Origin of the sequence: Parabacteroides chongii (assembly GCF_029581355.1) — a bacterium.
Lineage (GTDB): Bacteria > Bacteroidota > Bacteroidia > Bacteroidales > Tannerellaceae > Parabacteroides > Parabacteroides chongii.
This window is the reverse complement of the sequence record NZ_CP120849.1, coordinates 5,842,935-5,867,885: the sequence shown is the minus strand read 5'-3', so window position 1 is coordinate 5,867,885 and position 24,951 is coordinate 5,842,935. Positions and strand designations below refer to the sequence as shown.

Genomic DNA, 24,951 nt, shown 5'->3' with positions numbered 1-24,951 from the left:
TAGAGATTATCGATTAAAGCGTGCTTTCGTTAATAGTGAAAAGAAGTTTCTCCGTTAAATAGAACAAAAAGCCCCGAAGCTGTCAACTTCGGGGCCTTCCTTACTTCATTTCTTTTTCCTCCATCATGTCGAGTTCGTTCTTGTCGGAATCGATAAATTTGTATTCCAGAAAACCCAGACTTTGATTAGGAATAACTTTCATACCCATGGAGTATTTCAGTTTCCATTTCATACTAAGGGGATAAAGCCCCTTGTTTACGAATGCTGCTACGTAGGGATGTACGTGCAAAGCGAATTTCTTCACATTGTGTTTGTTTACCAGACAGTCGATCTTTCCCTCCAGATTGTCGGTGAATAAGATCGATGGTTTGATTTTACCTGTGCCAAAACAGGTGGGACATGATTCTGTTGTATCCACATCCATTGCCGGGCGTACCCTCTGGCGAGTGATTTGCATCAAGCCAAACTTGCTTAAAGGCAGGATGTTGTGTTTAGCCCGGTCATTTGCCATTGCTTTGCTCATGTGTTCGAACAGCTTCTGTCGGTTGGCGGCTTCTGCCATATCGATGAAGTCGACAACAATGATACCGCCCATATCGCGGAGACGAAGCTGGCGTGCGATTTCGTCAGCGGCGGCAGTGTTTACGTCGATAGCTGTCTTTTCCTGGGCGTCGCTCCCTTTGGAACGGTTACCGCTGTTCACATCTATTACGTGCATGGCCTCGGTGTGCTCGATGATCAGATAGGCTCCACTTTTATACGTAACCGTGCGTCCAAACAACGACTTGATCTGTTTGGTGATGCCGAAGTTGTCGAAAATAGGCAGTTCACCGGTATATCGCTGTACGATCTCTTCCCTCCCGGGAGCGATCAGGCTGACATAATCGCGTATGTTATGGAAAACATCCGCATCGTTTACGTAAATGTTCTGGAAAGACGGATTGAATATATCGCGGAGTAAGGCAACTGTACGGGCTGTTTCCTCATATACAATTGACGGTACTTTTAGTTTTGGGACTTTTACGATATTTTCTTCCCATCGTTTCACTAATGTCTTTAATTCATGGTCGAGTTCAGCCACGCGTTTACCTTCAGAGGAAGTACGTACGATCACACTGAAGTTTTTGGGCTTGATACTTTGGATTAACTGCCTCAAACGGGCACGTTCTTCGCTCGACTTGATTTTTGTGGAGACTGAGACCTTATCGGCAAATGGTATCAGAACGATGTATCTTCCGGCAAAAGACAGCTCGGAAGTCAATCGCGGACCCTTTGTTGAGATCGGCTCTTTGGCAATTTGTACCAACACCTCTTGTCCGACTTTAAGCACGTTACTGATACTTCCGTCTTTTTCAATTTCCGGCAGTATCTGCATTTTTGCTATGGCAGGCATCTTTTTCGGATCGCCAAGTGCTTGTTTGAGGAACTTTTGTTGGGTGTTGAAGTTCGGACCTAAGTCCAGGTAGTGAAGAAATGCGTCCTTTTTATACCCTACATCAATGAAAGCAGCGTTCAGACCCGGCATTAGTTTTTTCACTTTGCCAAGATAGATATCGCCTACGGCAAACGAGACATTGCGGGCTTCCTTTTGGAGCTCCACAAGGTTTTTGTCTTCCAATACGGCAATAGATACCTCTTTGGGTTGTACATCAACTACTAATTCACTTATCACTTAAAAGAGGGTTTTTTAATTCAGACCTTTCTAAATACGCAAAGAACAAACTTAAAAGGTCACTTATTAAGTTTGTTCTTTAGAGTTTCTTGATAGACTTATTTCTTTTTATGTCTATTCTTTTTCAGTCTCTTTTTGCGCTTGTGCGTAGACATTTTATGTCTTTTTCTTTTCTTTCCGCTAGGCATTGTTTCTAAATTTTAAATTAAACTATAATTACTAATTACTTAACTTCGTTCAGGAAAGTTTTAGCCGGCTTGAATGAAGGGATATTATGCTCCGGAATGATGATCGTAGTATTCTTTGAAATATTACGAGCTGTTTTCTGAGCTCTCTTCTTAATAACGAAACTTCCGAATCCTCTCAGGTAAACGTTCTCACCTTGAGACAAGGAACTTTTCACGATGTCCATGAAAGATTCTACAGTATTCAATACCGTTTGTTTATCGGTACCGGTACTTTTTGCAATTTCGCTAACAATATCTGCTTTAGTCATGTCTATAAATTAATTAATGATTTGGACCTATTAATTTTTTGGAATGCAAATATATAGCTTTTTATTTAAGTGGAAAAAGAATTGCCCGGCATTTTTTAATAAAAAAGATTCCTTACAATTCATTATATCTGTGTATGTTTGCATTAATCAACGAGTTGAGAGTGTCAGAACGAACAAAAACCGGACGAAATATAGTAAATGAAAAACGAATTGGAAGTCAGTCATATTTTATTGGACTGGTATAAAACAAATAAGCGGAACCTGCCCTGGAGGGAGTCATCCGATCCGTATATAATCTGGATATCAGAAATTATTCTTCAGCAAACCCGTGTCGTGCAGGGAATGGATTATTTTCTCCGTTTCACCGGACGTTTCCCGAATGTCGCTTCCCTGGCTTCGGCCGAAGAGGACGAGGTGCTGAAGTATTGGCAGGGACTGGGCTATTATAGCCGTGCACGTAACTTGCATGCCGCTGCTAAGGAGATCATGGAAAAGTTTGGCGGTGTTTTTCCGGAAGAATATAAAGATATATTGTCATTGAAAGGCATCGGAGAGTATACGGCTGCCGCTATCGCCTCTTTTGTGTGGAATAAGCCTTATCCGGTTGTCGACGGAAACGTGTTCCGCGTATTGGCACGTTTGTACGCATTGGATGTGCCTATCGACACAACGCAGGGGAAGAAGCAGTTTACAGAACTGGCTGGGATCGTTATGGATCCCAAACGGGCGGGACAGCATAATCAGGCAATTATGGAATTCGGGGCTCTGCAATGTGTTCCCCAGAGTCCCGACTGCGAAGTTTGTCCGTTGAAAGATCGGTGTGCGGCATATGCATCCGGAACGGTACAATCTTTGCCGGTCAAACAGAACAAGACAAAAACGCGTGCCCGTTATTTTCATTACCTATACATTATATATAAAGGGCAGACCTGGCTTTCCCGCCGGGGTAAAAAAGATATTTGGGAAGGGTTATACGAATTTCCCCTGATCGAGACGGGAGAACCGATGGATTTTACCGGATTGCAGGAGACGGAGGCTTTCCGGAAATTGTTTGCCGGAGCGGGGCGGTTGGATATATCTCCCGATAGGAAAGAGGTGAAGCATGTCCTTTCGCATCAGGTACTGTATACCGCTTTTTACCGGATCGAGGTAGAAAAAGTGCCGGAAGCATTGGATTCCTATCTGGCTGTTCCGTATGAAGATATCGAGCGTTATGCCGTTCCCCGGCTGATACATATTTATTTAGAGAAATTAAACGGAAATTTGTCTGAATGATCGAATTTATGTTTCTTTGTAAGATATTAAAAGAATTACAACTATGTCATTGAATAAAGTCATATTGATCGGTAACGTGGGTAAAGATCCCGACGTTCGTTATTTCGACAGCGGTACGGCTGTTGCAAACTTTCCCCTGGCAACATCTGAAAGAGGTTATACACTGGCTAACGGTACGGTTGTTCCGGAACGGACGGAATGGCACAATATCGTCGTACGTCGTGACCAGGTCGCTTTTGTAGAAAAATGGGTGAAGAAAGGTTCCGGCGTTTACGTGGAAGGAAAGATTCGTACCCGCAGCTATGACGACCAGAGCGGTGTGAAACGTTATGTCACTGAAATTCATGCAGACCGCATCGAGTTTTATAATACAGGTACACGACCGGCAGACGGTACGACTTCGAATGCCGGAAACGGTTTCCAGCAGGGAGGACAGGCACAGCCTATGCAGCAGACTACGTCTTACCAGCAGCCGGCGCAGCCAGATATGTCATCAGATTCAAACAGTGCGGATGATCTTCCGTTCTGATATTGTTTAACTAATACGGTTCCCCTTGGACTCAGACTATTATTTATCGGGCTTATTTGATCAGATAACTATCCAGGCGCTTACAGCAGGTCCTGTCATAGCATTAAGCCTCGCTTGTTTACTGCTGTTGGTGTCCGGCTTCGTGTCGGCTTCGGAAGTGGCATTCTTTTCTCTTACCCCGGGTGATATCAACGACATCCGGGAAGAGAACTCGCCTTCAGATCCGCTTATCCGCAAATTGCTGGACCGCTCCGAATATTTGCTGGCGGCTATTTTGATCGCCAATAACTTTGTGAACGTGGCCGTGGTTATGTTGTGTACTTACGGCATCAATTCTTTGATCGATTTTTCGGCTGTACCCGCTTTGGGATTTATCCTTGAAACAATCGTACTGACCTTTTTACTTTTACTTTTCGGCGAGATCATGCCTAAGATCTACGCACAGAAGAACTCGCTCCGTTTTGTACGCCGTTCGGCTTCTGTGCTGAACATGGTGGAACGTATCTGCCGCCCGCTTTCGACGGTACTGGTAAACTCTACTTCCATTATCAACAAGGCTTTGGTCAAGAAGAAATACGACTTGTCGGTCGACGAGTTGTCGAAAGCCCTGGAGTTGACATCCAAAGAGATACCGGAAGAGAAAGAGATGTTGGCCGAGATCATCAAGTTTTATAACAAGACTGCCGATGAGATCATGACACCGCGTCTGGATATGGAAGACATCGAGATAAAGACCAGCTTCCGTCATGTCATCGATTTCATCATCCAGTCCGGCTATTCGCGAATCCCTGTATACGCCGATTCGGAAGATAACATTAAAGGTATCCTGTATATAAAAGATTTGCTTCCTTACATCGAGAAGCCGGATACATTCCGCTGGCAGAGTCTGATCCGTCCGGCATACTTTGTTCCTGAGACAAAGAAGATCGACGACCTGCTGGAAGAATTTCGTACCAACAAGATACATATGGCGATCGTTGTGGATGAGTTCGGCGGTACGTCCGGTATCGTTACGATGGAAGATATCCTCGAAGAGATTGTCGGTGAGATATCCGATGAATACGATGAAGATGAAAAGCAGTTTATCCGCCTGGCGGACGGTAGCCTGATCTTCGAAGCCAAGATATTGCTGACGGACTTCTTCCGTGTGATCGGTGTCGATCCGTCTGAGTTCGGAAAACTGACGGAAGATGTCGAGACATTGGCAGGACTTTTACTGGAGATAAAAGGCGACTTCCCGCGTCGCAGAGAGATCATCGATTATGGAAAGTATCGTTTCCAGGTGCTGGAAATGGATAACAGAAGGATATTGAAAGTGAAATTCAACTGTATCGGGGATACAGAAGGGAAAGGGAAGGAGTGATGAAGCGAATACTGTCTGCCGGACTTTTTCTGTGTCTCCTGTTCTGTGCATCCTGTACGGAATATACGCCGAAGCCGCGCGGTTATTTTCGTATCGAGCCACCGCGGGCGGATTATCAGGTCTTGTCGTTGGACAGTTTGCCCTATTCCTTTCGTGTTTCCCGGTTAGTTACCGTCGAGTTGCCGGAAGTAGGCAGTCCCGAAGGATGGATTAATTTATCTTATCCCTCTTTGGGGGTAAAAATCTATTGCAGTTATTTGCCGGTGACGCGGGCGACATTACCGGTTGCGGAAAACGAATCCCGTTCGCTGGTTGCCCGTCAGATAAAACAGGCGGAAGCGGTGAAGGAACAAGCCTATAGCAATCCGGAAGAACGGGTGTACGGCTCTCTTTTCCTGTTGGATGGGGAGGCGGCTTCACCGGTCCAGTTCATGTTGACCGACAGTGTTTCGAATTTCTTCCGGGGTGCCTTATATTATGATTGCGTGCCGAATGCCGATTCGCTGGCTCCGGTTACGGACTATCTGCGGAAAGATATTATTGAGTTGATACAATCTTTTACCTGGAAAAAATAATGCCTCTCCTGTTCAAACATACGGAGCCGTTGCTGGGAGTCTGGAAGATGGATGAAACTTCGGATGAACTGCTTGCCATGTTGGAGCTGCAATCTGAATATCAACCTTTTCTGCAGCAGATAAAAACGGAAAAACGTCGTCAGGAATGGCTGGCATCGCGTGTTCTTTTAAAGGAATTGGCAGGAGAGGAGTTACAGGTCGCTTATCATGCCGATGGGGCACCTTACTTGCCCGGTTCGTCTTTCTCCCTGAGTATTTCCCATACAAACGGTTATGCGGCAGTGTTGTTGCAGGATCGGGGGGACGCCGGTATAGATATTGAATATCACTCTAATCGGGTCTTAAAAATACGGAGTCGCTTCATGTCTCCGGAAGAAGATGCTTCTGTCTGTCCTGACCATGTAACGGAGCATCTGCTTATCCACTGGTGTGCCAAAGAAGCTCTGTTTAAAATGATCCGCCAGCAGGATGTCGACTTTATCGGACATCTGCATATCGAACCTTTTACCTATGCCGAGTCCGGACAGATCCGCGCTTACGAAACCCGTACGCCGCACACTGCGTCTTATACCTTGCACTACGAAGTCTATCCCGCCTTTATACTTGTCTATAGCGTCTTGCCGTAAATAAGTTTGTTTCCTCCTTTTGACAGTGTTTTGCCATGCTGTTGGCAGAGTTTTGCCATCATAGTGGCAGTGTCCTGCCATCATAATGGCAATGCTCTGCCAATACGGTGGCAAAGTCGTGCCAATACGGTGTCAAAGCTTCCGGCTGCCTGAGAAGCTAAACATAATATCCGTTATCTTGTTTTAAATTATAGAGTCTTTGCTTTATCGGATAATGTTTTAGTTAAGATATGGGGCGGAAAAAGAAAATAGCAAAATATATATTCCCGGCAATCGGATTGCTGGTCGTGCTGCTTACAGTCCTGAACCTGTATCTGAGTCACCGGCTGGAACGGTATCTGAAGAAGGAACTGAGCCGCCGTACGGCTGAAGCGACAGACGGCTTTTATAACCTGACGTTCGATGACCTGTCTATCGGTTTCGTGAAAGGTGAGCTGAAGATCGAAGGAGTCAGGCTGCTGCCCGATTCAACCGTGTTCGGGCAGTGGAAAGCTAACGACAGTCTTCCCCGCACCTATGTGAAGGCTGAAGTCGGTGTGATAGACTTCAAAGGCGTGAACCTTACCTGGCGGTGGAGTTATAAAGAACTGCATTTTAATTCATTCGAGATAAAAGACCCGCGGATAGAAGTTTTTGATTCTTATTATTCGGGGCGCACGGAGAAAAAGAGCCGGCATGCCGAAACGAAATCTTTGTATGAAGTAATCTCCCCTTATATCAATGTGTTGAGTGTAAGGACGCTGAACCTGTCTGATGCCAGCGTATTCTATACGGTCGAGAATCCTGTCACGCCGATTGTTTACGCGCTGGATGATGTCAGTTTCCATGCATATGGTTTCCTGTTGGATAAAAACTCGTCGCAGAGCGGCAAGTTGCTCTATTGTGATAACTTCGAGTTTGTCACGCACCAGCCGCAGACCCTGCTTGCCAACAACGACTTTCTTCTCCGTACGGACAGTATAAAACTCAGTACGCAGGATTCGATTATTTATATAGAGAAGATCCGTCTGATCCCGCAGGACAGTTTGTGGACGGAAAATAAACAACGTCCGGACAGTTATGTCGATGCACAGGTCAGAACCGTAGAGATTGACGGCATTCATTTTAAGCGGGAGGAGGCTTTGAATTATCTGACGGCACGTTCGTTTGAAATATCCTCTTCGGATATTCAAATATTTAACCTGGCGGGCAGCGATCCGCAGGCGGATAAACCGGCTGACTCCACTGCCAGAATCGATACCGATTCGCTGGTACAGGCGTTGTCGCTTTATGATATTATTTCGCCTGTGCTGCACAGTGTTTCTATCGGGACAATAGGGATCGATACAGCCAAAGTTGCCTATTCGCAAGTTGTAAACGATTCGGTGGAAGTCTATCGGCTGGATAATTTTAATTTCCGGGCAACCGGTTTCCGGATCGATTCGCTTGCCGAAGAGAAACACGGGCTTTGGTATTCCCAAAACTTTGCTTTTGAGGCAACCGGCATCAGCGGCAATATGACGGCACGTAACCATCGTTTCGATATCGAACGTATGGCGCTGGATACGGAGACGGGTGATTTCAGTATCGGGAATATCCGTCTGAAACCGATATCCGTCAACTCCCGGAAAGATTATATGTCCGGCAGTATTGACACATTGGCTATGAAAGGTTTGCTTTATGATAAAGGAATCAGTACAGACCTGTTCAAGATAGACCGTCCGGTAATTTATTATTATAAATCACCGTCTTATGCGAAAAAAAATAAAGAAGTGAAAGCGCCGGTCGATCCGAGGGCAGATGTTGAAAGTATCCTGAATCCTTTATTACAATATTTGTCTATCAAGCGGATCGATCTGAATCATGCCTATGTTACGTTGAATGACCGGAGTGTTCCTGATCCGGTTGTCTACAAATTGAAAGATTTTAATTTTTATGCAACCCGTTTTCTGATGAATGACAGTACAAACCGGAGCGGCAGTCTATTCTTTGCCTGCGATCATTTCGGTTTTAGTTTCAGCGATTTCGATAATTATTTACCGGGTAAAGCCTATCGCCTGGCTGTGAGGAAAGGAAATTTCTCAACATCAAAAGGTGTATTGAGTTTGCAGGACGTGAAACTGCTTCCACAGGATTCTTTATGGCAGCTGGGGGCGAATTCATATATTAGTGTAGAAACTCCGATGGTCTATGCTACAGGATTGAGCCATTTGCCTCAAAAGTTGCTTCAACATCTGGATGCAGCCTCCCTACATGTCGAATCGCCTGATATACGAATGTTGAAAAAGGATGGCAGTTTATTGCATCTCACACTCCATGATTTGGAAATTGGTAAGATCGCCTGGGATAGCTTGCATTTTTCTGTCGGTTCGATAGATCTGTCTGAACCAGTTATCCGCTATCAGGCCGGAAACTCACCTGATACGATAAAGGTAAAAAAGAAATCTCCTCTGATCATATCGAATGATATCTATGAAGCAGTTAACCGTTTCACTCCCGACCTATCGTTGGGGAAACTGGCTGTTTCCAATGCCGTTTGGAACAGCGATACGGCAAGCCTGTACTTGGAAGGACTGCATATCAATGCAAAAGACCGGACTTTCGGGTTGAAAACCGTCCGGTTCGACACCCGCGACCTGGCATTCCCGTTGGATAATGGTTCTTATACGTTGAAGATAGGAAAGGTTCATTTGGATAATACCGATCTGAGTCTGGAAAATATCCGTCTCGTTTCTGCCTGGCCGAAAATGGAATTTGCTTACCGGCAGCCCAAACACCAGGATTGGTTTGATGTGAAGGTCGGTAAGCTGGGATTGTCGGGAATCGATTTGCCGGCTTACTTCTCGGATCAAACCGTCCGGATCAGGAATGTACAGATCGACGATGCGGAACTTCAGAACTTCAAGAACCAGCAGATTGCCGTTCCCCGCCATATCGTTTCGATGATTTACTCCGGTTTGCAGAAAGCACCGGTGAAAGTAGCGGTCGACAGTCTTGTCGTGAATAACCTTACCGTCGTTTATGAAGAATTATCCAAGAAAGGGACGGAACCGGGCAAACTCTTTTTCACGGAGATGAACGGGCAGTTTTCCGGCTTTACCAATATCGTTTCCCGTCCGGACCAGTATATCCGTCTGGACGCAAACGGTAAATTGATGGGGAAAGGGTATTTTACTGCCACCTGGATGCTCCCGGTCGATTCCCTGAACGACCGTTTCCTGCTGGATGCACATCTGACTGACTTTGACCTGACTGCGCTCAACGAACTGATCACTCCCCTGGCTTTTGCCAAGGTGGAAAGCGGCAGGCTGACGGACTTTACATTCAGTACCGAAGCCTCTTCCAAAGGTGCCACTGTCGGGATGCTATTCCTTTACAGGGACCTGAAGGCGGAAATCATGAAGGAGAAAAACGGCGAGGTGACCGACAATAAGTTCCTTTCCCGCCTGGCAAATCTGGTACTGAAACATGATAATCCCGATCATCCGGAACGGGGAACGCACCGCCCGCGGTATTCCCGTCTGAGCATCGAACGTGATCCGTATCATTCCACATTCAATTACCTGTGGCAGATACTTCGTCCGGCACTGACCGAATCGGTGGGTGTCTCTAAAAAGACGCAGGATATGGCTAAGGAAGTCACCGGCTTTTTCGCCAAAGTGAAGAACTTTTTCCATCCGAAAAAGAAAAAGCGGCAGGAGGATAAAGTTTCCGGACAAAATGCTCCGGACGGTGAACCAAACCCGGACTAAACTGTTTTAACAATATAGGGTGTTGTATTGTCGATAAAAAAATAGAATATGGAATATAATATTATTCACTGTCCTGAAAAGTATCGCTTTGAATTGAAGCAGGATGGTTTAACTGCCTTTGTGCAGTACAGGCTTGTAGGCAATAATCTGGATATTATTCACACGATAGTGCCGGAACCTCTCGAAGGTCAGGGAATAGCCGCCTCGCTGGTGAAAGCGGCTTTCGACTATGCGCTAGAAAATCAGTTGAAACCGCGGGCAATCTGCTCCTATGCAGTCGCCTGGCTTAAAAGACATCAGGAATATGCAAGATAATCAGTTTGAAAATGAAGACTATCCTTTGATAGTCACCCCCAGTAGATGGGCTAGTTCGAGTGCTTGTAAAGAAGTGACGGTAGCTCCGCGTAATTCACAACCTACTATGGGACTTATTCGGATGCCGGATATGTCGCAGTTGCTGAAGTCGGTGCCTTTTAAAGACGTACGATAAAATTCCGCCTCTTTGAGGTCGCTGGCATTGAAGCTGACGCTGGCAAACTGGCAATTCTCAAGAGAGCTGTTTCGCAGGTCGCACCGGTCGAAGTCGACATATTTGAGCTTGCTCATGGTCAGATTCAGATATTCGGCTTTGCAGTTACTGAAAACCAGGTGGTTTAATGCTGATTCGGAAAAATTAGCTCCGATCAGTTTACATTCGATAAATTCGATTCGGTGAAAACCTGAACCGGAGAAATTGACATTTGATAAGTCGCAGTTTCGGAAGATAATATCGCTGAACTGCGACTTTTTTATGTGGCAACCGATCAGCAGGCAGTTCGAAAACACACAGGATTGCATGCCGATATTTTCTGTTTTAACCTCGAACAATCTTTGGTTCCTGAACGAGTATTCCGTCAGGTCTTCTCCTGTCTGCAGGAGCGTTTCGTCGAGTGAATTGTCTTCTTTCAATACCTTGGTTATGCGGGGAGATGTTATCTTCATTGTATTTTGTTTTTATAAGCGGATAAAGATAGCTATTTTGATCCGTATTTTACGATGCTTGTATCGATATCGGTTTATCCCTTGCCGGAATAATATTATTGTGTTATTGGAATATTTGTTTTATTTGTATCTAGTTTATTTCTGTCGGATGATTTTATTAAATAATACAGTTTATGGAAGATAAAAAGAATGGATACAAGAGCAAGCGATATGATTTCCCGACCAAGCGTTATTGTCAGACGCTGGATTTGAAAGACGATCCGGAATTGATCGAAGAATATAAGAAAAGACATGGACAAGCATGTTATTGGCCTGAAATAGGTGAAGGAATCAAGAGCGTCGGGATATTGGAAATGGAAATTTATCTGTGTGGGAACCGATTGTTCATGATCGTGGAGACTCCGGCCGATTTTGATTGGGATACAGCTTTCGCTCGTCTGGCGGGTTTACCGCGACAGGCTGAGTGGGAGGAATATATGTCGGTTTTCCAACAAGCTGATCTGAATGCCAGTTCTGCCGAAAAATGGCAGTTGATGGAACGTATTTTCCATTTGTATGAATAACTTATAATTTACTTTTATACATGACGGGAGTCAGCCCCGTGTATCTTTTGAAAAGCCGGTTGAAGTAAGATACGTTCTCGAAAGAAAGTGTATAAGCAATGTCTTTGACTGGACGATTGTCGGTAATGATTAACAACTGGGCTTTTTCTATTTTCTTTTGGTTGATGTATTGCACCGGAGTGATATGCATTTCCTCTTTGAAAAGCCGGATGAAATGATCTTTAGAGAGGCAACAAATCTCGGTCAGTTCATCGATGGTTATGTTCTTGTCGATGTTTTTACGTATATATCGGATCGTTTTTCGTATCCGGTTATCGGTAATCTCGTATTTGTGTGTCGCCTCTTTCATAAAACGTGACAATAGTTGAAGCAAAATTCCCTGTGTTTCCATCATGGTATAGGTTGGGTTTTTAGTGTGAAGCAGGATATTTTGCATCAGGGTGGATGAATTGTCGTAATTGGAAGGATCGTATTCTTTCAGGTTTCTTTCGGGATTGATGACGGCCAGTTGTTCCACCAGTTGACTGTCCAGCGGGGTCGCATCCACTTCCACCGGAAAAATATAATCTTCCAGGATACGTTGGTTGGATAGCGGGTTCTCATAAATATGTATATAATATAATGTATAGAAATCGTCGCATTCATAACTATGCAGCGTGAATGGAGGAATCAGGTAAAGATGTCCGGGGGTAAGAGACTGGACCTGATCCTGTAAATGCAGTTTGGCTATGCCTTGCCTGACCAGATAAATGCGGGCGAACGGGCTGTTTACATTTTTGTAATTCCAGTCGGCACAATGAACCGCATATCCGATATTCAGCAGGATCAGGTCTGTGTTCTCTTTTTCTTTCATATTTCTTTGACTATAATCCGGTTAGTCCAATAACTTGCCGGGGATAACTATTTTGTTTTCTTTTTGTGTCCGGAAGATAATAAATTCGATATCTTTCGACTTATCGATCTTCTGAAGAGCATCCTGCATTTCTTTCAGGTTGTTGACGGTGACAGTTCCTATTTTCAGGATCACGTCATTCGGGCGGATATAATCCCGTAGTTTACCGCCTAGAGCATTGACCGATACTACATATACTCCCCGTTCTGAGTCCATTCCTGTTGCCGACCGTTCTCCGAGTGTTTGCAGGCTTTTGATCGTTGCTCCGCTCCAGTTGATTATTTCGTCATCTGCATGAGTGGCGATGATGATGGGAGTAGGCATTTTGGGAGTATGTGCGATCGCTTTCAGACGAGAAGAGACCACTCCGAACTGGTCCATAACAAAATTGCGGAAGCCGCCTTTGGTTATGGCTTCGGAATCATCGGTAACGGTAAAATCTCCTTCTGATGGATTACTGAATTGTACGGAAGTCACAATGGAGTGTTCATCCGTATTGTTTTTTCGGGCGGTAGCACAGGAGAGGCTATCAGTGAAAATATTATAGTCTACCATCAATCCCCATTCCCGTACACCGATCGGTTTGTATTCTGTCATGACGATATTGCGTGTAAAGACATCGCCGCTGTTTATAAACCAGACATGCGGATGGAAAGAGTTATTGACCATGATGTTGTTTTCTACTACACGGTAAAAACCTTCCCGTAGCTTGATCCCTCCGTTGAGGCATAGGTTGTTATATATGTGGTAATTACTGGAACCGTCGTCCAGATCGATATCCCAACCCCTGTCACAGCGGAAACGGTTATTTCTGATTACGGTCGTCCGGACAGCATCCGCCAGAATAAGGGCCGGGTCTTTGGCTACGATGGATTCCATTGTTTTGTAGCTCGGATGCCAGTAACGGTCGCGTCCCCAGGAATTGAAAGAACCGTGGTCGCCGGTTTCTTTCACCGTATCGAAAATGTCGTTGAATTCCAGGATATGTCCTCCCCATGTTCCCTCGCTGATATTGATTCCGGCGCGGGGGGTGTCGTAGATACTGTTGTGGCTGACGGTGATAGCTTGCGACATGGATAGTTCAACTCCGGTGATCTGTTTTTCAAACAGGCCGATCGAGTGGATCAGGTTATCGTATACCAGGCATTGAGCCGGATAGTTATTGCTTTTGGGGCCTTTGGTATGATCCAGTTGTTCATATGGAACAAATTCTCCGTATTCAAAACTCGGTGAACGGACCGCATCCGGATCACCGACAAAACAAATGGCACTGGCACCGATCCGGGTGAGATGAGAACCGGATACTTCTGAATGACGGTTATAATTGGAAAAGAAAATAGCGTTTCCTCCCAGGTTATGCAAGTAACAGTTGCGTAATGCACAATGCTCGGTTCCTTCAAAGAATACGGCAGCCCCCCGGTAGACCGTCCAGTCCGAGCGGAGCAGTTGTTCATACGGTTCCATGAACGTACGCAGTGTTTGTGTCAATTCCAAACCTTCCAGTGTGATATTCTTTACCGGGGTGGCTTCTGTTCCCCGAAATTCGATCAGGTGTTTGAGTTGAGGAGATTCAAAAAGAACTTTAGATACATTTTCGCCTTCCAATGGATAGTAATATAATGTATGTTCACCGGCAGCATAATACCATTCGCCCGGTGCATCGAGTTCTTCAAATATATTTTCCACCATCCGGTTATCCGGGTGAAGACCGGACTGGCGGTTATTTTGCCAGCCTCCTTCCATCTCTAATTCTCCTTTCTTATTTTTCCCCGTAATGCGGTAATGGAAGTCACCCCAGTCATGATTGTGCATGGCATGCAGATATCCTCCTATAGGATTTTTCCATTTTTTGACCCGTTCGGGAGCGGTAGCCTGAGCTGATGTTCCATTGAAACGGACTGCTTTTTCATCGAAGTTCGGGTAACGGGCCATGTGGCGGAGCTGGCCGTCTGCAACCAGCATATCCATTACGGGGTTACCATCTATTTGGGCTTTCATAATTCCTTTTTTATAAGGTTCCCATTTTAGGGTTAAAGGGATACCTGAAGAGAGGATTACTTTTTCTCCCGGGTAGGCTTTTACGGAGAGTTGCCGGCTGTCGTTTCCATCTTGCGGGGTGAATATGACCGGTTTGTCAAGAATATATTTCCCTTCCCGGATATAAATGACCACGTCTCCTTTTTCCGTCCGAGCCTTTTCCAAAGCGGCAGGGATACTGTTCAACGGATTCCTTATACTTCCGTCGCCTGTGTTTTTGCCTGTCTCGGCAACGTAAAATTCTGATTGTGCCGATATCGGTAATGTTATAAGGGTCAGTAATATTACCGACAGAGCATTTAGTACTTTACTCATCATTGTTACTTATTAGATTTAAATTGTTATGTAAGTGTGTTCTATCTCTTTTCTTTAACGTTTGCAAGATAGAGTTTTTTTATGAAAAATAACTATACTATTCCGGGTATGAATGATAAAATGTCGAAATCGTGTTATTCCTTCTCTTTTTTGTATCACTCATTTCATATTAATAATAGTTCTTTTGTATATCTAATTTAATCTGTTAATCTTATGGGCAAACACACTTCTTTTCTATTCATTGCATTATCCTTGTTTATGTCATGCAAGCAGGCCGGTACACCGGCAAAGGATGTTCTTTCGGTAGCCTCTCCGAAGGGGACGGCTGTGTTTCAGGATAACTGGGAAAATATGGGTGAGAATTACCAGTTTCCTGCATGGTTTTCGGATGCAAAGTTCGGTATATTTATCCATTGGGGTGTTTATGCAGTTCCGGCCTATGTAAATGAATGGTATCCGAGAAATATGTATCAGAAAGATTCTAAGGAATATAAGTACCATATTGAAAAATACGGCGATCATGTAAAGTTCGGTTATAAAGACTTTATACCGATGTTCGGGGCGGAGAAGTTTAATGCGGATGAATGGGTGTCGTTGTTCAAGGCTGCCGGTGCAAAATATGTGGTGCCTGTTGCGGAGCATCATGACGGTTTTGCTATGTATGACAGCGATCTGAATCCGTGGAATGCCGTAAAGATGGGACCTAAGAAAGATATTATCGGTTTGTTGAAGAAAGCAACCGAGAAGGAAGGACTCATTTTCGGCCTGTCGAGCCACCGGCTGGAAAACTCCTGGTTTTACAATGGAGGAATGGAGTTTCCTTCGGATGTGCAGGATAAGTCGGTCTCTCTATATGGCCGTCGACTGGAACAGGAGAAATATACGGATGAGGTCGGTCTGGACTTCTTGGCACATACTCATGAACTGATAGATAAGTATCAGCCTCAGTTGATCTGGTTTGACTGGACAGTGAATAATCCGGTTATACGTCCTTACTTCAACAAGTTTATGGCTTACTATTATAATAATTCGATAGATTGGGGAAGAGGTGTTGTGGTAAATACCAAGCATGGTTACCCGACAAATATCCAGGTTGGCGACGTAGAGCGTGGTAAATTGGATAAGATGCGTAAATATCCCTGGCAAACAGATACTTCCGTCGGTAAGCATTCGTGGTGTTATACCGATGGGGAAGAGAATAAGACCCCGGAACAGATTGTACACGACCTGATCGATATTGTCAGTAAAAACGGTAACCTGTTGCTGAATATCGGTCCCCGTGCGGACGGAACGATTACGGAAGAACAAAAATCAGTGTTGCTTTCTATCGGTGACTGGCTAAAAGTGAACGGAGAAGCGATCTACGGAACTCGTTGCTGGATAAAATCAGGAGAAGGAGATATTGCCGGTACTGCCGGTACCTTCACCGATAATGAAGCGACCGCTTATACCGCCCGTGATATGCGTTTTACAACCAAAGGAAACGATCTTTATGCGATTGTTCTGAATTGGGATAAGGCCGGTGTTTTAATAAAATCGCTGGATAAGACTACTGTTGCCGATGCAAAGATACTGGATGTGAAGTTGTTGGGATCCGATGCGAAGATCAGCTGGAAGCAGACCGACCAAGGTTTGAAACTATCTGTTCCGGCAGAGAAGCCGTGTGAATATGCTTATGCTTTTAAGATCAGTTTCGATAAGAAAGCAGGAAGCCATTTGGAATCGGAGATGATCGACATCCCGTTTAAGCACGGGGATGAATGATCTACATGGAAGCAACCTGTTGTTTGGATAAAATAGGGCTGTAGGCGAGGTAGTTTTGATTATTGGCATAGATAAAGAGCAAAGAACCGCCTTTGATCGTGTTGATAATAGGCTTGCTTACAGCTTGTGGCAGTGCCGGACAACCGAAACTGCGTCCCAAACGACCGGATGAAGCTATGACAGAAGGGTTGGAGTAGGCTGCTCCGTGGATCACGATTGCCCGTTCTTTGGCACGGTCGTTGATCCCTTTTTCCAGTCCGTTCAGGACAAGCGAATAACCGTTTTTTCCTTGATAGGTATTCTCCGTCAGAAAGAATCCCAGCGAACTTTTCAGCGAACCGTTCTCGTTGGAGAAAGAGGTGGCGTAATTTCCGCCGCTGTTCTTTCCATGTGACACCAGGGAAGAGAATAGCAACTTTTTATGTCTCATATCGAATACATAAAAACGTTCTTCGGTAGAAGGCTTGCTGAAGTCGACCAGGGTCAGTATCTCTTTTGACTTTTCTTCGATTTTATTATATCCGGCGATTGCTTGTTCGAATGCCGTGAAGTTGACGATCCCTTCCAGTTGCATCTCCTGGTATAATTGCCGGCAGCTTGAAACTTCGCGCATGACAGGTTCTGAACTTCTCATTTGGGAGAATTTCACAGGTATGAACAGGAGCAGCAGGTAGATGAAAATTTTGTGCATGTCTGTGTGAATCAGACTGCAAAGTTAGAATTTTTAATCGAAAACAAAAACGAGTGCCTCATAAACCGGTGCCCAGTCGTAAATAAATTTAGCATGCGAAGTGGCGTTCCGGACACACATATGGGAGCGGGGAGTCGTGCCCAGCGATGGGCTGTATTCGATAAATGTTTTGCGTGGGGCATTGACCGGTACGCCGTGGATATACCCTCCATTCGTGAAGCGGCTGGCGTAAGGCGCAAATCCTCCGGTTTCAGTTGTCCCGTCTACCAAATAGATCATACGGGGTTTCTTTTCCTGGACCACATATACGCCGGGAGGTGTTTCCTGGGCGTAAGGTGGTCTGTGTAACCCGGTAGTTGCCGGATTCATACTTCTAACCAGCCACTTATCGCCATCCTGTTCCAATGTGGCGATGTTTTGATTCTTTGTATCGACGAAGATGGCTTTTCTGAATATGATTGTGTCGGGAATGGTCTTAATATATTTTTTAGGGATCATCCATTCCTTTCCGGTATGTACGGAGGCTACTTTCGTGAAATTCGTATAATCTTCCAAATGTTTAACCAGAGCACCGTCTCTGCCGTAGAGTTCAGGTACGGAGGTGTCCGCCGTCAGGTAAAGAGGAACGCCCTGGAAACGTTCGACACCTAAAGAATCTGCAATACGCCGGTAGGAATCCCTGTGATAATTTTTTACCAGCGGGGCTTCTCCGTTTTTATTCCTGTAATTCTGCAGGACTGACCAGGTCGCCGGTTTCTTCTGGATAGATTCCAGCCAGGAGAGACGTTCTTTTATTTTGTCCCACTGAAATTCCCGAGTGGTATCTTTATAAGGGTATGTGTCCGCCAGGGTATGCTGGTCGTAAAGTAACTCTTTTTCCAGGATGATCTCTTTAGGGAACGTATCGATCTCTTCCACTGTTACTATGGTCGTCGAGTCCGGGAGAGCTTCTCCGCTGGAGACCGCTCTGTCCGTTTTTGTCGTACAGTAGCTAAACAGAATAAGACAGAATACCGGAAATATAACAGCTCTTTTCATCCCAATTATCTTTTTTGTGAATATACGGTTTTTTATCGGAATAACCGCGAATACCGTCAGAAAAAGAGGTTATCCCGGATGGAATAACCTCTCTACTTTTTACTCTGTCAAACGGTGAGTGGTCCATCCTCACTTAATCATATTTAATAACGCTGACCGGACAGCTTTCTGCAGCTTCTTTGATCCCTTCCTCAAAATCGTTGAAGTTTACTCCTTCATTTACATGGGAACGGTCGGTTACATGAAAAACTTCCGGGCATATGCCTTCACAAGTACCGCAAGCGATGCAGTCTTCTTCTATCCAAACACTTTTAATTGCCATACTTTATACATTTAAGATGATTATATCCTAATAACAGATATAGCAAAGAAAATGTTGATGTGTCCGGTACAAAGACAGTTGTCCGATTAAAACTAATTTAACGCATTAAACCCTCTGATTTAAAATTATTTTACTACGTTTACAGCATAGATAAAATCATTGATTAACCATTCATAAACTAAAACAACATGGATAACGCTATTTTTAGATTTCCTAAGCCTGGTAATGAGCCGGTAAAATCGTATGCACCCGGATCGAGTGAAAAAGCAGCATTGAAAAAGACATTAGCGCAATTGTCGGATGAAGAATGGGATATCCCATTAATCATCGGAGGAAAAGAAGTTCGTACCGGAAATACCGGTAAAGTGGTTATGCCACACGATCACCACCATGTATTGGCAACTTACCATAAAGCTGGTGAGAAAGAGGTACAAATGGCCATCGATGCCGCTATGAAAGCGCACAAAGACTGGTCGGAACTGCCTTGGGTCGAACGTGCTTCCGTAATGCTAAGGGTGGCGGAGCTTTTTACTACAAAATATCGTTATCTGTTGAATGCCTCTGTCATGCTGGGACAAAGCAAGAATCCGTTCCAGGCGGAGATCGACGCTCCTTGCGAACTGATCGACTTTCTGCGTTTCAGCACGTTCTATGCGAGTCAGGTGTATGCCGACCAGCCTTATTCTGAACCGGGCATCCTGAACCGGATGGAATATCGTGCCCTGGAAGGTTTTGTGTTCTCGTTGACACCGTTCAACTTTACCTCTATCGCCTGCAACTTGAATATGGCTCCGGCTATGATGGGGAATGTGGCTGTATGGAAACCATCTACAACAGCTATCCATTCGAATTATTTGTTGATGAAGGTGTTCCAGGAAGCCGGGCTTCCGGACGGCGTAGTCAATTTTATTCCGGGACAGGGCAGTGTGATCGGTAAGGTGGTAACAGGCAGCCGTGATTTGGCTGGTTTCCATTTCACGGGTTCTACTGCAACATTCAATACGCTATGGCGTCAGATGGGGGAAAACCTCGGCCATTATAAATCTTATCCGAAGATTGTCGGTGAAACAGGAGGAAAGAACTTTATCTTTGTTCATCCGTCTGCTCCGGCTTTGGACGTGGCAACGGCTATCGTTCGCGGTGCTTTTGAATATCAGGGACAGAAATGTTCTGCCGGATCACGTGCTTATATTCCTGCTTCCATGTGGAAAGAAGTAAAAGACCTGGTAGGGGATATGCTGAAAGAGATCAAGATGGGAGATGTACAGGACTTTACGAACTTTATCAATGCTGTTATCGATGAGGCTTCGTTCGATAATATCATGAGCTATATCAATTATGCGAAACAATCACCGGATGCAGAGATCGTCTTTGGCGGTAATGGTGATAAATCGGTAGGCTATTTTGTTGAACCGACTGTTATCAAGACGACTGATCCGATGTTCAAGAGCATGGTGGAAGAGATCTTCGGGCCGGTCATTACTATTTTTGTCTATGATGACGATAAATATGAAGAAACGCTCGAACTGTGCGACCGCACTTCTCCGTACGGTCTGACCGGTTCAATCTTTGCACGCGACCGGTATGCGATCGACACAGCTTTCAATAAGCTCCGTTATGCGGCAGGTAACTTCTATATCAATGATAAGCCGACCGGTGCCGTTATTGCACAGCAGCCGTTCGGCGGTTCGAGAGCTTCCGGTACGAACGACAAGGCTGGTGGTCCGTTGAACCTGATCCGCTGGACGAATCCTCGTTGTATCAAAGAGGCTTTGGTCCCGCCTACTTCTTACGGCTATCCGTTCTTAGGAGAAAAATAGTTTACAAATTGAAAATTGAAAATTGAGAATGGATAATTAGAAGAAATACTAATCCCGGTTCTTAATTTTCAATTTTCAATTCTCAAATTTCAATTAACTCAAATACTATGTTAGACTTTAATAATACCGAGATTGCATTTTCATCCAAATCGCAGTCTGAACTGAAAAACGCTTACTTACTATTCAACACAATCAAATATCCGTGGTTGGTAAAATGTGCCAGCTTCGCTAGTAATATCGCCTTAAAAATTCATTTTCCCCTTGCGTGGGCAGTAAAGCCAACCTTGTATAAACAGTTTGTCGGTGGTGAGACCTTGCAGGATTGTACGAAGGCTATTGACCATCTTCGCAAGTTCAATGTGCGTTCTACGCTCGATTTCTCTGCCGAGGGTGAACAGACTCCCGAGGGGATTCAGGCTACCTTTGAAGAGACGATACGTTCGATCGACTTTGCCAAGGGAAACGACAACTTGGCTTATGCCGTATTCAAACCTTCTACTATTATAACGGATGAATTACTGGCAAAGGCTTCCGAAAAACGCAGCGAACTGACTATCGAGGAGGTGGTGGAATTTCGTAAATTCAAAGAACGTTTCATGGCTTTTTGCCAGCAGGCGTATGAGAATGATGTCCGTTTGATCGTCGATGCAGAGGATTACTGTTTCCAGGATGCCCTGGATGAACTGACTGATGAAGCGATGCGGAAATTCAATAAAAAGCGGGCGATCGTATTTGCCACTTTGCAAATGTACCGCCACGACCGTATGCCTTATCTGCGCCGTATCCTGGATGATGCCACGGAAAAAGGGTATATTGCCGGAGTCAAGTTTGTGAGGGGTGCTTATATGGAAGCCGAACGTGCACGTGCAGCTGCTTTAGGCTATCCCGATCCGATCTGTAAAGATAAAAAGGCAACGGATGAGAATTTTGATGCAGCCGTGCGGTTTACTATGGATCATTTGGATCATATGGAAATGTTTATGGGGACACATAATGAGGAGAGTAATTATAAATTGGCAAAACTGATAGATGAAAAGGGGCTTGACAGGAATGATTCGCGTATCTTTTTTGCCCAGTTGTTGGGAATGAGTGATAATATCTCATTCAATCTGGCACATGAAGGATATAACGTGACGAAATATGTACCTTATGCAGCGGTAAGGGAAGTTTTGCCTTACCTGATCCGCCGGGCAGAAGAAAATACGTCGGTAGCCGGACAGACCAGTCGTGAACTGAAAATGTTGCAGTCTGAGTTGAATCGCCGTAAAAAAGTAAAACAATAATCAGCCGTCATAACTAGGAAAGGCTGATAAATTTATTGATGGATTAAACGGTTGCTATGTTGCTAAAAGTGTTTCACCCTAGTGAAACAGTTGTTTCATTGGGAAGAAACAGTTGTTCCATTAGGAAGAAACAGTTGTTCCATTAGGGTGAAACACTTTTTTGAAAGTATGTTGTACGGAATTTACTTGCTTGCTTTCAATCCTTTGATCACAGATGAGGTGAAGCCGGACATTTCCATTTCATTTAAACCTTTGATCGTAATGCCGCCCGGAGTAGTCACTTTATCTATTTCCATTTCGGGATTACTTTTATTCTCCAGTAACAGGTCCGTAGCCCCTTTTACCGTGTGAACAACGATCTCCTGTGCCTGTTTCGGGTAGAAGCCGAGTTCTACACCGCCTTCGATCGCAGCACGGATATAGCGGAGGGCAAAAGCAATACCACTGGAAGCCAACGCTGTTCCGGCACCCATCAGACGTTCTTCCACCAGCATGGCATTTCCCAGTTCATTAAATATATTGATGATCAGGTCACATTGCTCTTTCGATGCATTGTGTGCAGAGACAAAGGTCATGCTGCTCAATACTTCGATAGCCGTATTGGGCATGATGCGGAAAAGCGCCGGTGTCACCCAGTCTTCGTAACTGGTTTTCTTCGTAAGATAGGCATTCAGTGTCTCGAAAGTGATTCCTGCAGCTACTGAAACAATGATCTGTTTGTCGGAATCGAGTACGCCTTTTATCTGGTCGATAATTTCTTCCACCCGCCAGGGCTTTACTGCTATGACAATGATGTCGGCTCCTTTCACGGCTTCGATGTTGTCGGATAATACGACAAAATCAGGATTGGCAGCTTTGATCTTATCCAATGTTGCTTGCGACTGTGCCGTACAGGTGATATCCGATGCTTTGAACATATTTCCTTTTGCCAGTCCCCGGGCAATAGCACCACCGATATTTCCGGCTCCGATAATAGTTATTTTCATGTCTCCGTTTATTTATAATTGTAAAATCATGAGTTGCAAAAGTATGGAAAAAAGGAATAAAACCCGTACATTTGCCTCAAAATGTATAATTGCTAATATAATCGAAAACAAAAGATGAAGAAACTTATTGCTGCCAGCCTGATGCTGGCTTGTGCGTTCTCTACAACAAATGTCGGAGCACAAGAAAAAGAAGGAGAAAAAGAAGAAGGTTTCATTTTTACGACCGTAAAGGAAAACCCGATTACATCCATTAAGAATCAGAACCGGGCAGGTACTTGCTGGTGCTACTCTACCATGGCTTTCCTGGAATCGGAATTGCTTCGTATGGGAAAGGGAGAATATGATCTTTCAGAGATGTTTACCGTTTACCACACTTATCAGGATCGTGCCGATATGGCTGTCCGTACTCATGGTGATGCTTCATTCTCGCAGGGTGGGTCTTTCTATGATGTGATTTACGGAATGGAAGCTTTCGGTTTGGTGCCGGAAGAAGAAATGCGCCCCGGGGTGATGTATAGCGATACATTGAGTAACCATGGAGAGTTGTCTGCCCTCACAGATGCTATGGTAGGTGCTATGGCCGGCGGTAAAGTAAAAAAATTCCAGTATGACGAGAATTACAACCTGTTGTGGAAAAAGGCTGTAGCTGCCGTACATGAAATCTATCTGGGAAAAGCTCCGGAAAAGTTTACTTATAAGGGAAAGGAATACACTCCGAAGTCATTCTATGAATCTACAGGATTAAAACCGTCGGATTATGTATCGTTGACTTCTTATACGCATCATCCGTTCTATACGCAGTTTTCGCTGGAAATCCAGGATAACTGGCGTCACGCATTGTCTTACAACCTGCCGATCGACGAGTTCATGGAAGTGTTCGACAATGCGATCAATACAGGTTATACGATTGCCTGGGGATCCGACGTAAGTGAGTCCGGCTTTACCCGCGACGGTGTAGCTGTTATGCCTGACAACGAAAAGGTACAGGAACTGAGCGGATCGGACATGGCTCATTGGTTGAAGATGAAACCGGAAGAAAAGAAATTGAATACGAAACCGCAACCGCAGAAATGGTGTACGCAGGCAGAACGCCAGTTGGCTTACGATAATTGGGAAACTACCGACGACCATGGCATGCAGATCTACGGTATTGCCAAAGATCAGGAAGGAAACGAATATTACATGGTGAAAAACTCTTGGGGGACATCTAATAAATATAACGGTATTTGGTATGCTTCAAAAGCATTCGTACGTTACAAAACGATGAATATTGTTGTTCACAAAGATGCACTGCCTAAAGCTATTAAATCTAAATTAGGTATCAAGTAATTATTTGTATCATAAAATGTGAAAAGAGGCGTTCCCGGTAGGAGTTGGGGCGCCTCTTTTCTATTTATACAAAGATGTGCTTATTTAAAGATCTGCTTATTTACGGAACTAATATCAGGGTATAATTCAGATCGGATGCTGCTTTTTGCAATTCCTGATTCAATAGTGTCAGACTGTCGCCCTCTGCCTGGAAATAGAATGTCATACTTCCGTCGCTGGGGATCAATTCATAAACAACAGCTTCTGAATCGTTCGGTGTGCCATGTTTTACCTGGCGTTTACCGGTAGAAGAGAATGTCTTGTCCTGTCCGTTTTCGGCTTCCAGGTAAGTGGCATCCATTTCGTAAACACCGTCGTCGCTATCCTGCTGATAGAACAAAGTCAGGTCATAAACGATGCCGGGGCCATCTGCTGCCGGGAATGTACCCTTGTATTTTTTTTGGATAACAGTTCCTTTTTTAGGGTCAACCTTCAGCGAATCACGCATATTCACAGGCTTGGTTGTTTTCCCTGTTATTTCAGGTAAAGCCGGTGCATCAGGTACCGCTTCAGCTACTGTTACGCTTTCTTCTTCTATTAAAGCGGGTTCGGTTGTTTTCTTCCCGCTACATGCAGCTAATAAAGCCAGAGCTGCTACTGCGATAAAATACTTTTTCATTATTC

22 protein-coding genes are annotated in these 24,951 nt (G+C 44.6%); 12 read left to right on the top strand and 10 right to left on the bottom strand.

Annotated features, from left to right (window positions below):
• Positions 1-100 precede the first annotated feature (100 nt).
• Positions 101-1,672 carry an Rne/Rng family ribonuclease gene (locus P3L47_RS22670; protein WP_122363407.1) on the bottom strand — a complete coding sequence of 524 codons (1,572 nt, stop codon included), beginning with the start codon at positions 1,670-1,672 and terminating at the stop codon, positions 101-103.
• A gap of 223 nt (positions 1,673-1,895) precedes the next feature.
• On the bottom strand, positions 1,896-2,168 hold the full coding sequence (locus P3L47_RS22665; protein WP_122363406.1) for an HU family DNA-binding protein: 273 nt from the start codon (positions 2,166-2,168) through the stop codon (positions 1,896-1,898).
• Between the two features lie 198 nt (positions 2,169-2,366).
• On the opposite strand from P3L47_RS22665, the gene mutY reads away from it, so the two are divergent.
• From mutY to P3L47_RS22630, 7 genes are all read left to right on the top strand, one after another.
• The gene (mutY, locus tag P3L47_RS22660) at positions 2,367-3,443 is read left to right on the top strand and encodes an A/G-specific adenine glycosylase (protein WP_277782210.1); all 1,077 of its coding nucleotides are present in this window, start codon (positions 2,367-2,369) and stop codon (positions 3,441-3,443) included.
• 43 nt (positions 3,444-3,486) lie between these two features.
• A complete protein-coding gene (locus tag P3L47_RS22655) occupies positions 3,487-3,972 on the top strand; it encodes a single-stranded DNA-binding protein (protein ID WP_122363404.1) in 486 nt (161 codons plus the stop codon).
• A gap of 25 nt (positions 3,973-3,997) precedes the next feature.
• Entirely contained in the window at positions 3,998-5,335 is a 1,338-nt protein-coding gene (gldE, locus tag P3L47_RS22650) for a gliding motility-associated protein GldE (RefSeq protein WP_277782209.1), read from the top strand.
• Positions 5,335-5,910, top strand: a complete 576-nt coding sequence (gene gldD / locus P3L47_RS22645) for a gliding motility lipoprotein GldD (RefSeq protein ID WP_122363402.1) — start codon at positions 5,335-5,337, stop codon at positions 5,908-5,910. Before gldE ends, gldD begins: the two co-directional genes overlap by 1 nt.
• A complete protein-coding gene (locus P3L47_RS22640) occupies positions 5,910-6,536 on the top strand; it encodes a 4'-phosphopantetheinyl transferase family protein (protein ID WP_122363401.1) in 627 nt (208 codons plus the stop codon). The genes gldD and P3L47_RS22640 overlap by 1 nt, the downstream gene beginning before the upstream one ends.
• Positions 6,537-6,766: 230 nt before the next feature.
• Entirely contained in the window at positions 6,767-10,267 is a 3,501-nt protein-coding gene (locus tag P3L47_RS22635) for a DUF748 domain-containing protein (RefSeq protein WP_277782208.1), read from the top strand.
• Between the two features lie 48 nt (positions 10,268-10,315).
• Positions 10,316-10,582 (top strand): GNAT family N-acetyltransferase, encoded by a 267-nt coding sequence (locus P3L47_RS22630; RefSeq protein WP_277782207.1) that lies wholly within the window; start codon positions 10,316-10,318, stop codon positions 10,580-10,582.
• An 18-nt stretch (positions 10,583-10,600) separates the two neighbouring features.
• Here P3L47_RS22630 and P3L47_RS22625 read toward each other — a convergent pair whose 3' ends face one another.
• Positions 10,601-11,248, bottom strand: coding sequence for a pentapeptide repeat-containing protein (locus tag P3L47_RS22625; protein ID WP_277782206.1), 648 nt, complete (start codon positions 11,246-11,248; stop codon positions 10,601-10,603).
• Positions 11,249-11,421: 173 nt separating this feature from the next.
• On the opposite strand from P3L47_RS22625, the gene P3L47_RS22620 reads away from it, so the two are divergent.
• Entirely contained in the window at positions 11,422-11,811 is a 390-nt protein-coding gene (locus P3L47_RS22620) for an L-rhamnose mutarotase (protein ID WP_277782205.1), read from the top strand.
• A gap of 1 nt (position 11,812) precedes the next feature.
• On the opposite strand, the gene P3L47_RS22615 is transcribed toward P3L47_RS22620, so the two are convergent.
• A complete protein-coding gene (locus P3L47_RS22615) occupies positions 11,813-12,664 on the bottom strand; it encodes an AraC family transcriptional regulator (RefSeq protein WP_277782204.1) in 852 nt (283 codons plus the stop codon).
• 21 nt (positions 12,665-12,685) lie between these two features.
• Entirely contained in the window at positions 12,686-15,058 is a 2,373-nt protein-coding gene (locus tag P3L47_RS22610; protein ID WP_122363395.1) for a PDZ domain-containing protein, read from the bottom strand.
• 210 nt (positions 15,059-15,268) lie between these two features.
• Here P3L47_RS22610 and P3L47_RS22605 point away from each other — a divergent pair, with 210 nt between their 5' ends.
• Complete coding sequence (locus P3L47_RS22605; protein WP_122363394.1) at positions 15,269-16,819, top strand: alpha-L-fucosidase; 1,551 nt, start codon at positions 15,269-15,271, stop codon at positions 16,817-16,819.
• A 1-nt stretch (position 16,820) separates the two neighbouring features.
• Here the strand turns inward: P3L47_RS22605 and P3L47_RS22600 are convergent, their stop codons facing one another.
• From P3L47_RS22600 to P3L47_RS22590, 3 genes are all read right to left on the bottom strand, one after another.
• A complete protein-coding gene (locus P3L47_RS22600) occupies positions 16,821-17,453 on the bottom strand; it encodes a murein L,D-transpeptidase catalytic domain family protein (RefSeq protein ID WP_122363442.1) in 633 nt (210 codons plus the stop codon).
• A 90-nt stretch (positions 17,454-17,543) separates the two neighbouring features.
• The gene (locus P3L47_RS22595; protein ID WP_277782203.1) at positions 17,544-18,548 is read right to left on the bottom strand and encodes a L,D-transpeptidase; all 1,005 of its coding nucleotides are present in this window, start codon (positions 18,546-18,548) and stop codon (positions 17,544-17,546) included.
• A gap of 133 nt (positions 18,549-18,681) precedes the next feature.
• Positions 18,682-18,870, bottom strand: coding sequence for a ferredoxin (locus tag P3L47_RS22590; protein ID WP_122352205.1), 189 nt, complete (start codon positions 18,868-18,870; stop codon positions 18,682-18,684).
• Between the two features lie 188 nt (positions 18,871-19,058).
• Here P3L47_RS22590 and pruA point away from each other — a divergent pair, with 188 nt between their 5' ends.
• Together pruA and P3L47_RS22580 are read left to right on the top strand one after the other, a co-directional pair.
• Entirely contained in the window at positions 19,059-20,690 is a 1,632-nt protein-coding gene (pruA, locus tag P3L47_RS22585; RefSeq protein ID WP_122363392.1) for an L-glutamate gamma-semialdehyde dehydrogenase, read from the top strand.
• A gap of 107 nt (positions 20,691-20,797) precedes the next feature.
• Positions 20,798-21,973 (top strand): proline dehydrogenase family protein, encoded by a 1,176-nt coding sequence (locus tag P3L47_RS22580; RefSeq protein WP_277782202.1) that lies wholly within the window; start codon positions 20,798-20,800, stop codon positions 21,971-21,973.
• Between the two features lie 182 nt (positions 21,974-22,155).
• Here P3L47_RS22580 and proC read toward each other — a convergent pair whose 3' ends face one another.
• Positions 22,156-22,959: a pyrroline-5-carboxylate reductase gene (gene proC / locus P3L47_RS22575; RefSeq protein ID WP_122363390.1), complete on the bottom strand. Its 804-nt coding sequence runs from the start codon at positions 22,957-22,959 to the stop codon at positions 22,156-22,158.
• Between the two features lie 114 nt (positions 22,960-23,073).
• Here proC and P3L47_RS22570 point away from each other — a divergent pair, with 114 nt between their 5' ends.
• Positions 23,074-24,288, top strand: coding sequence for a C1 family peptidase (locus P3L47_RS22570; protein WP_122363389.1), 1,215 nt, complete (start codon positions 23,074-23,076; stop codon positions 24,286-24,288).
• Positions 24,289-24,388: 100 nt separating this feature from the next.
• On the opposite strand, the gene P3L47_RS22565 is transcribed toward P3L47_RS22570, so the two are convergent.
• The gene (locus P3L47_RS22565) at positions 24,389-24,946 is read right to left on the bottom strand and encodes a copper resistance protein NlpE N-terminal domain-containing protein (RefSeq protein WP_122363388.1); all 558 of its coding nucleotides are present in this window, start codon (positions 24,944-24,946) and stop codon (positions 24,389-24,391) included.
• Positions 24,947-24,951 lie beyond the last annotated feature (5 nt).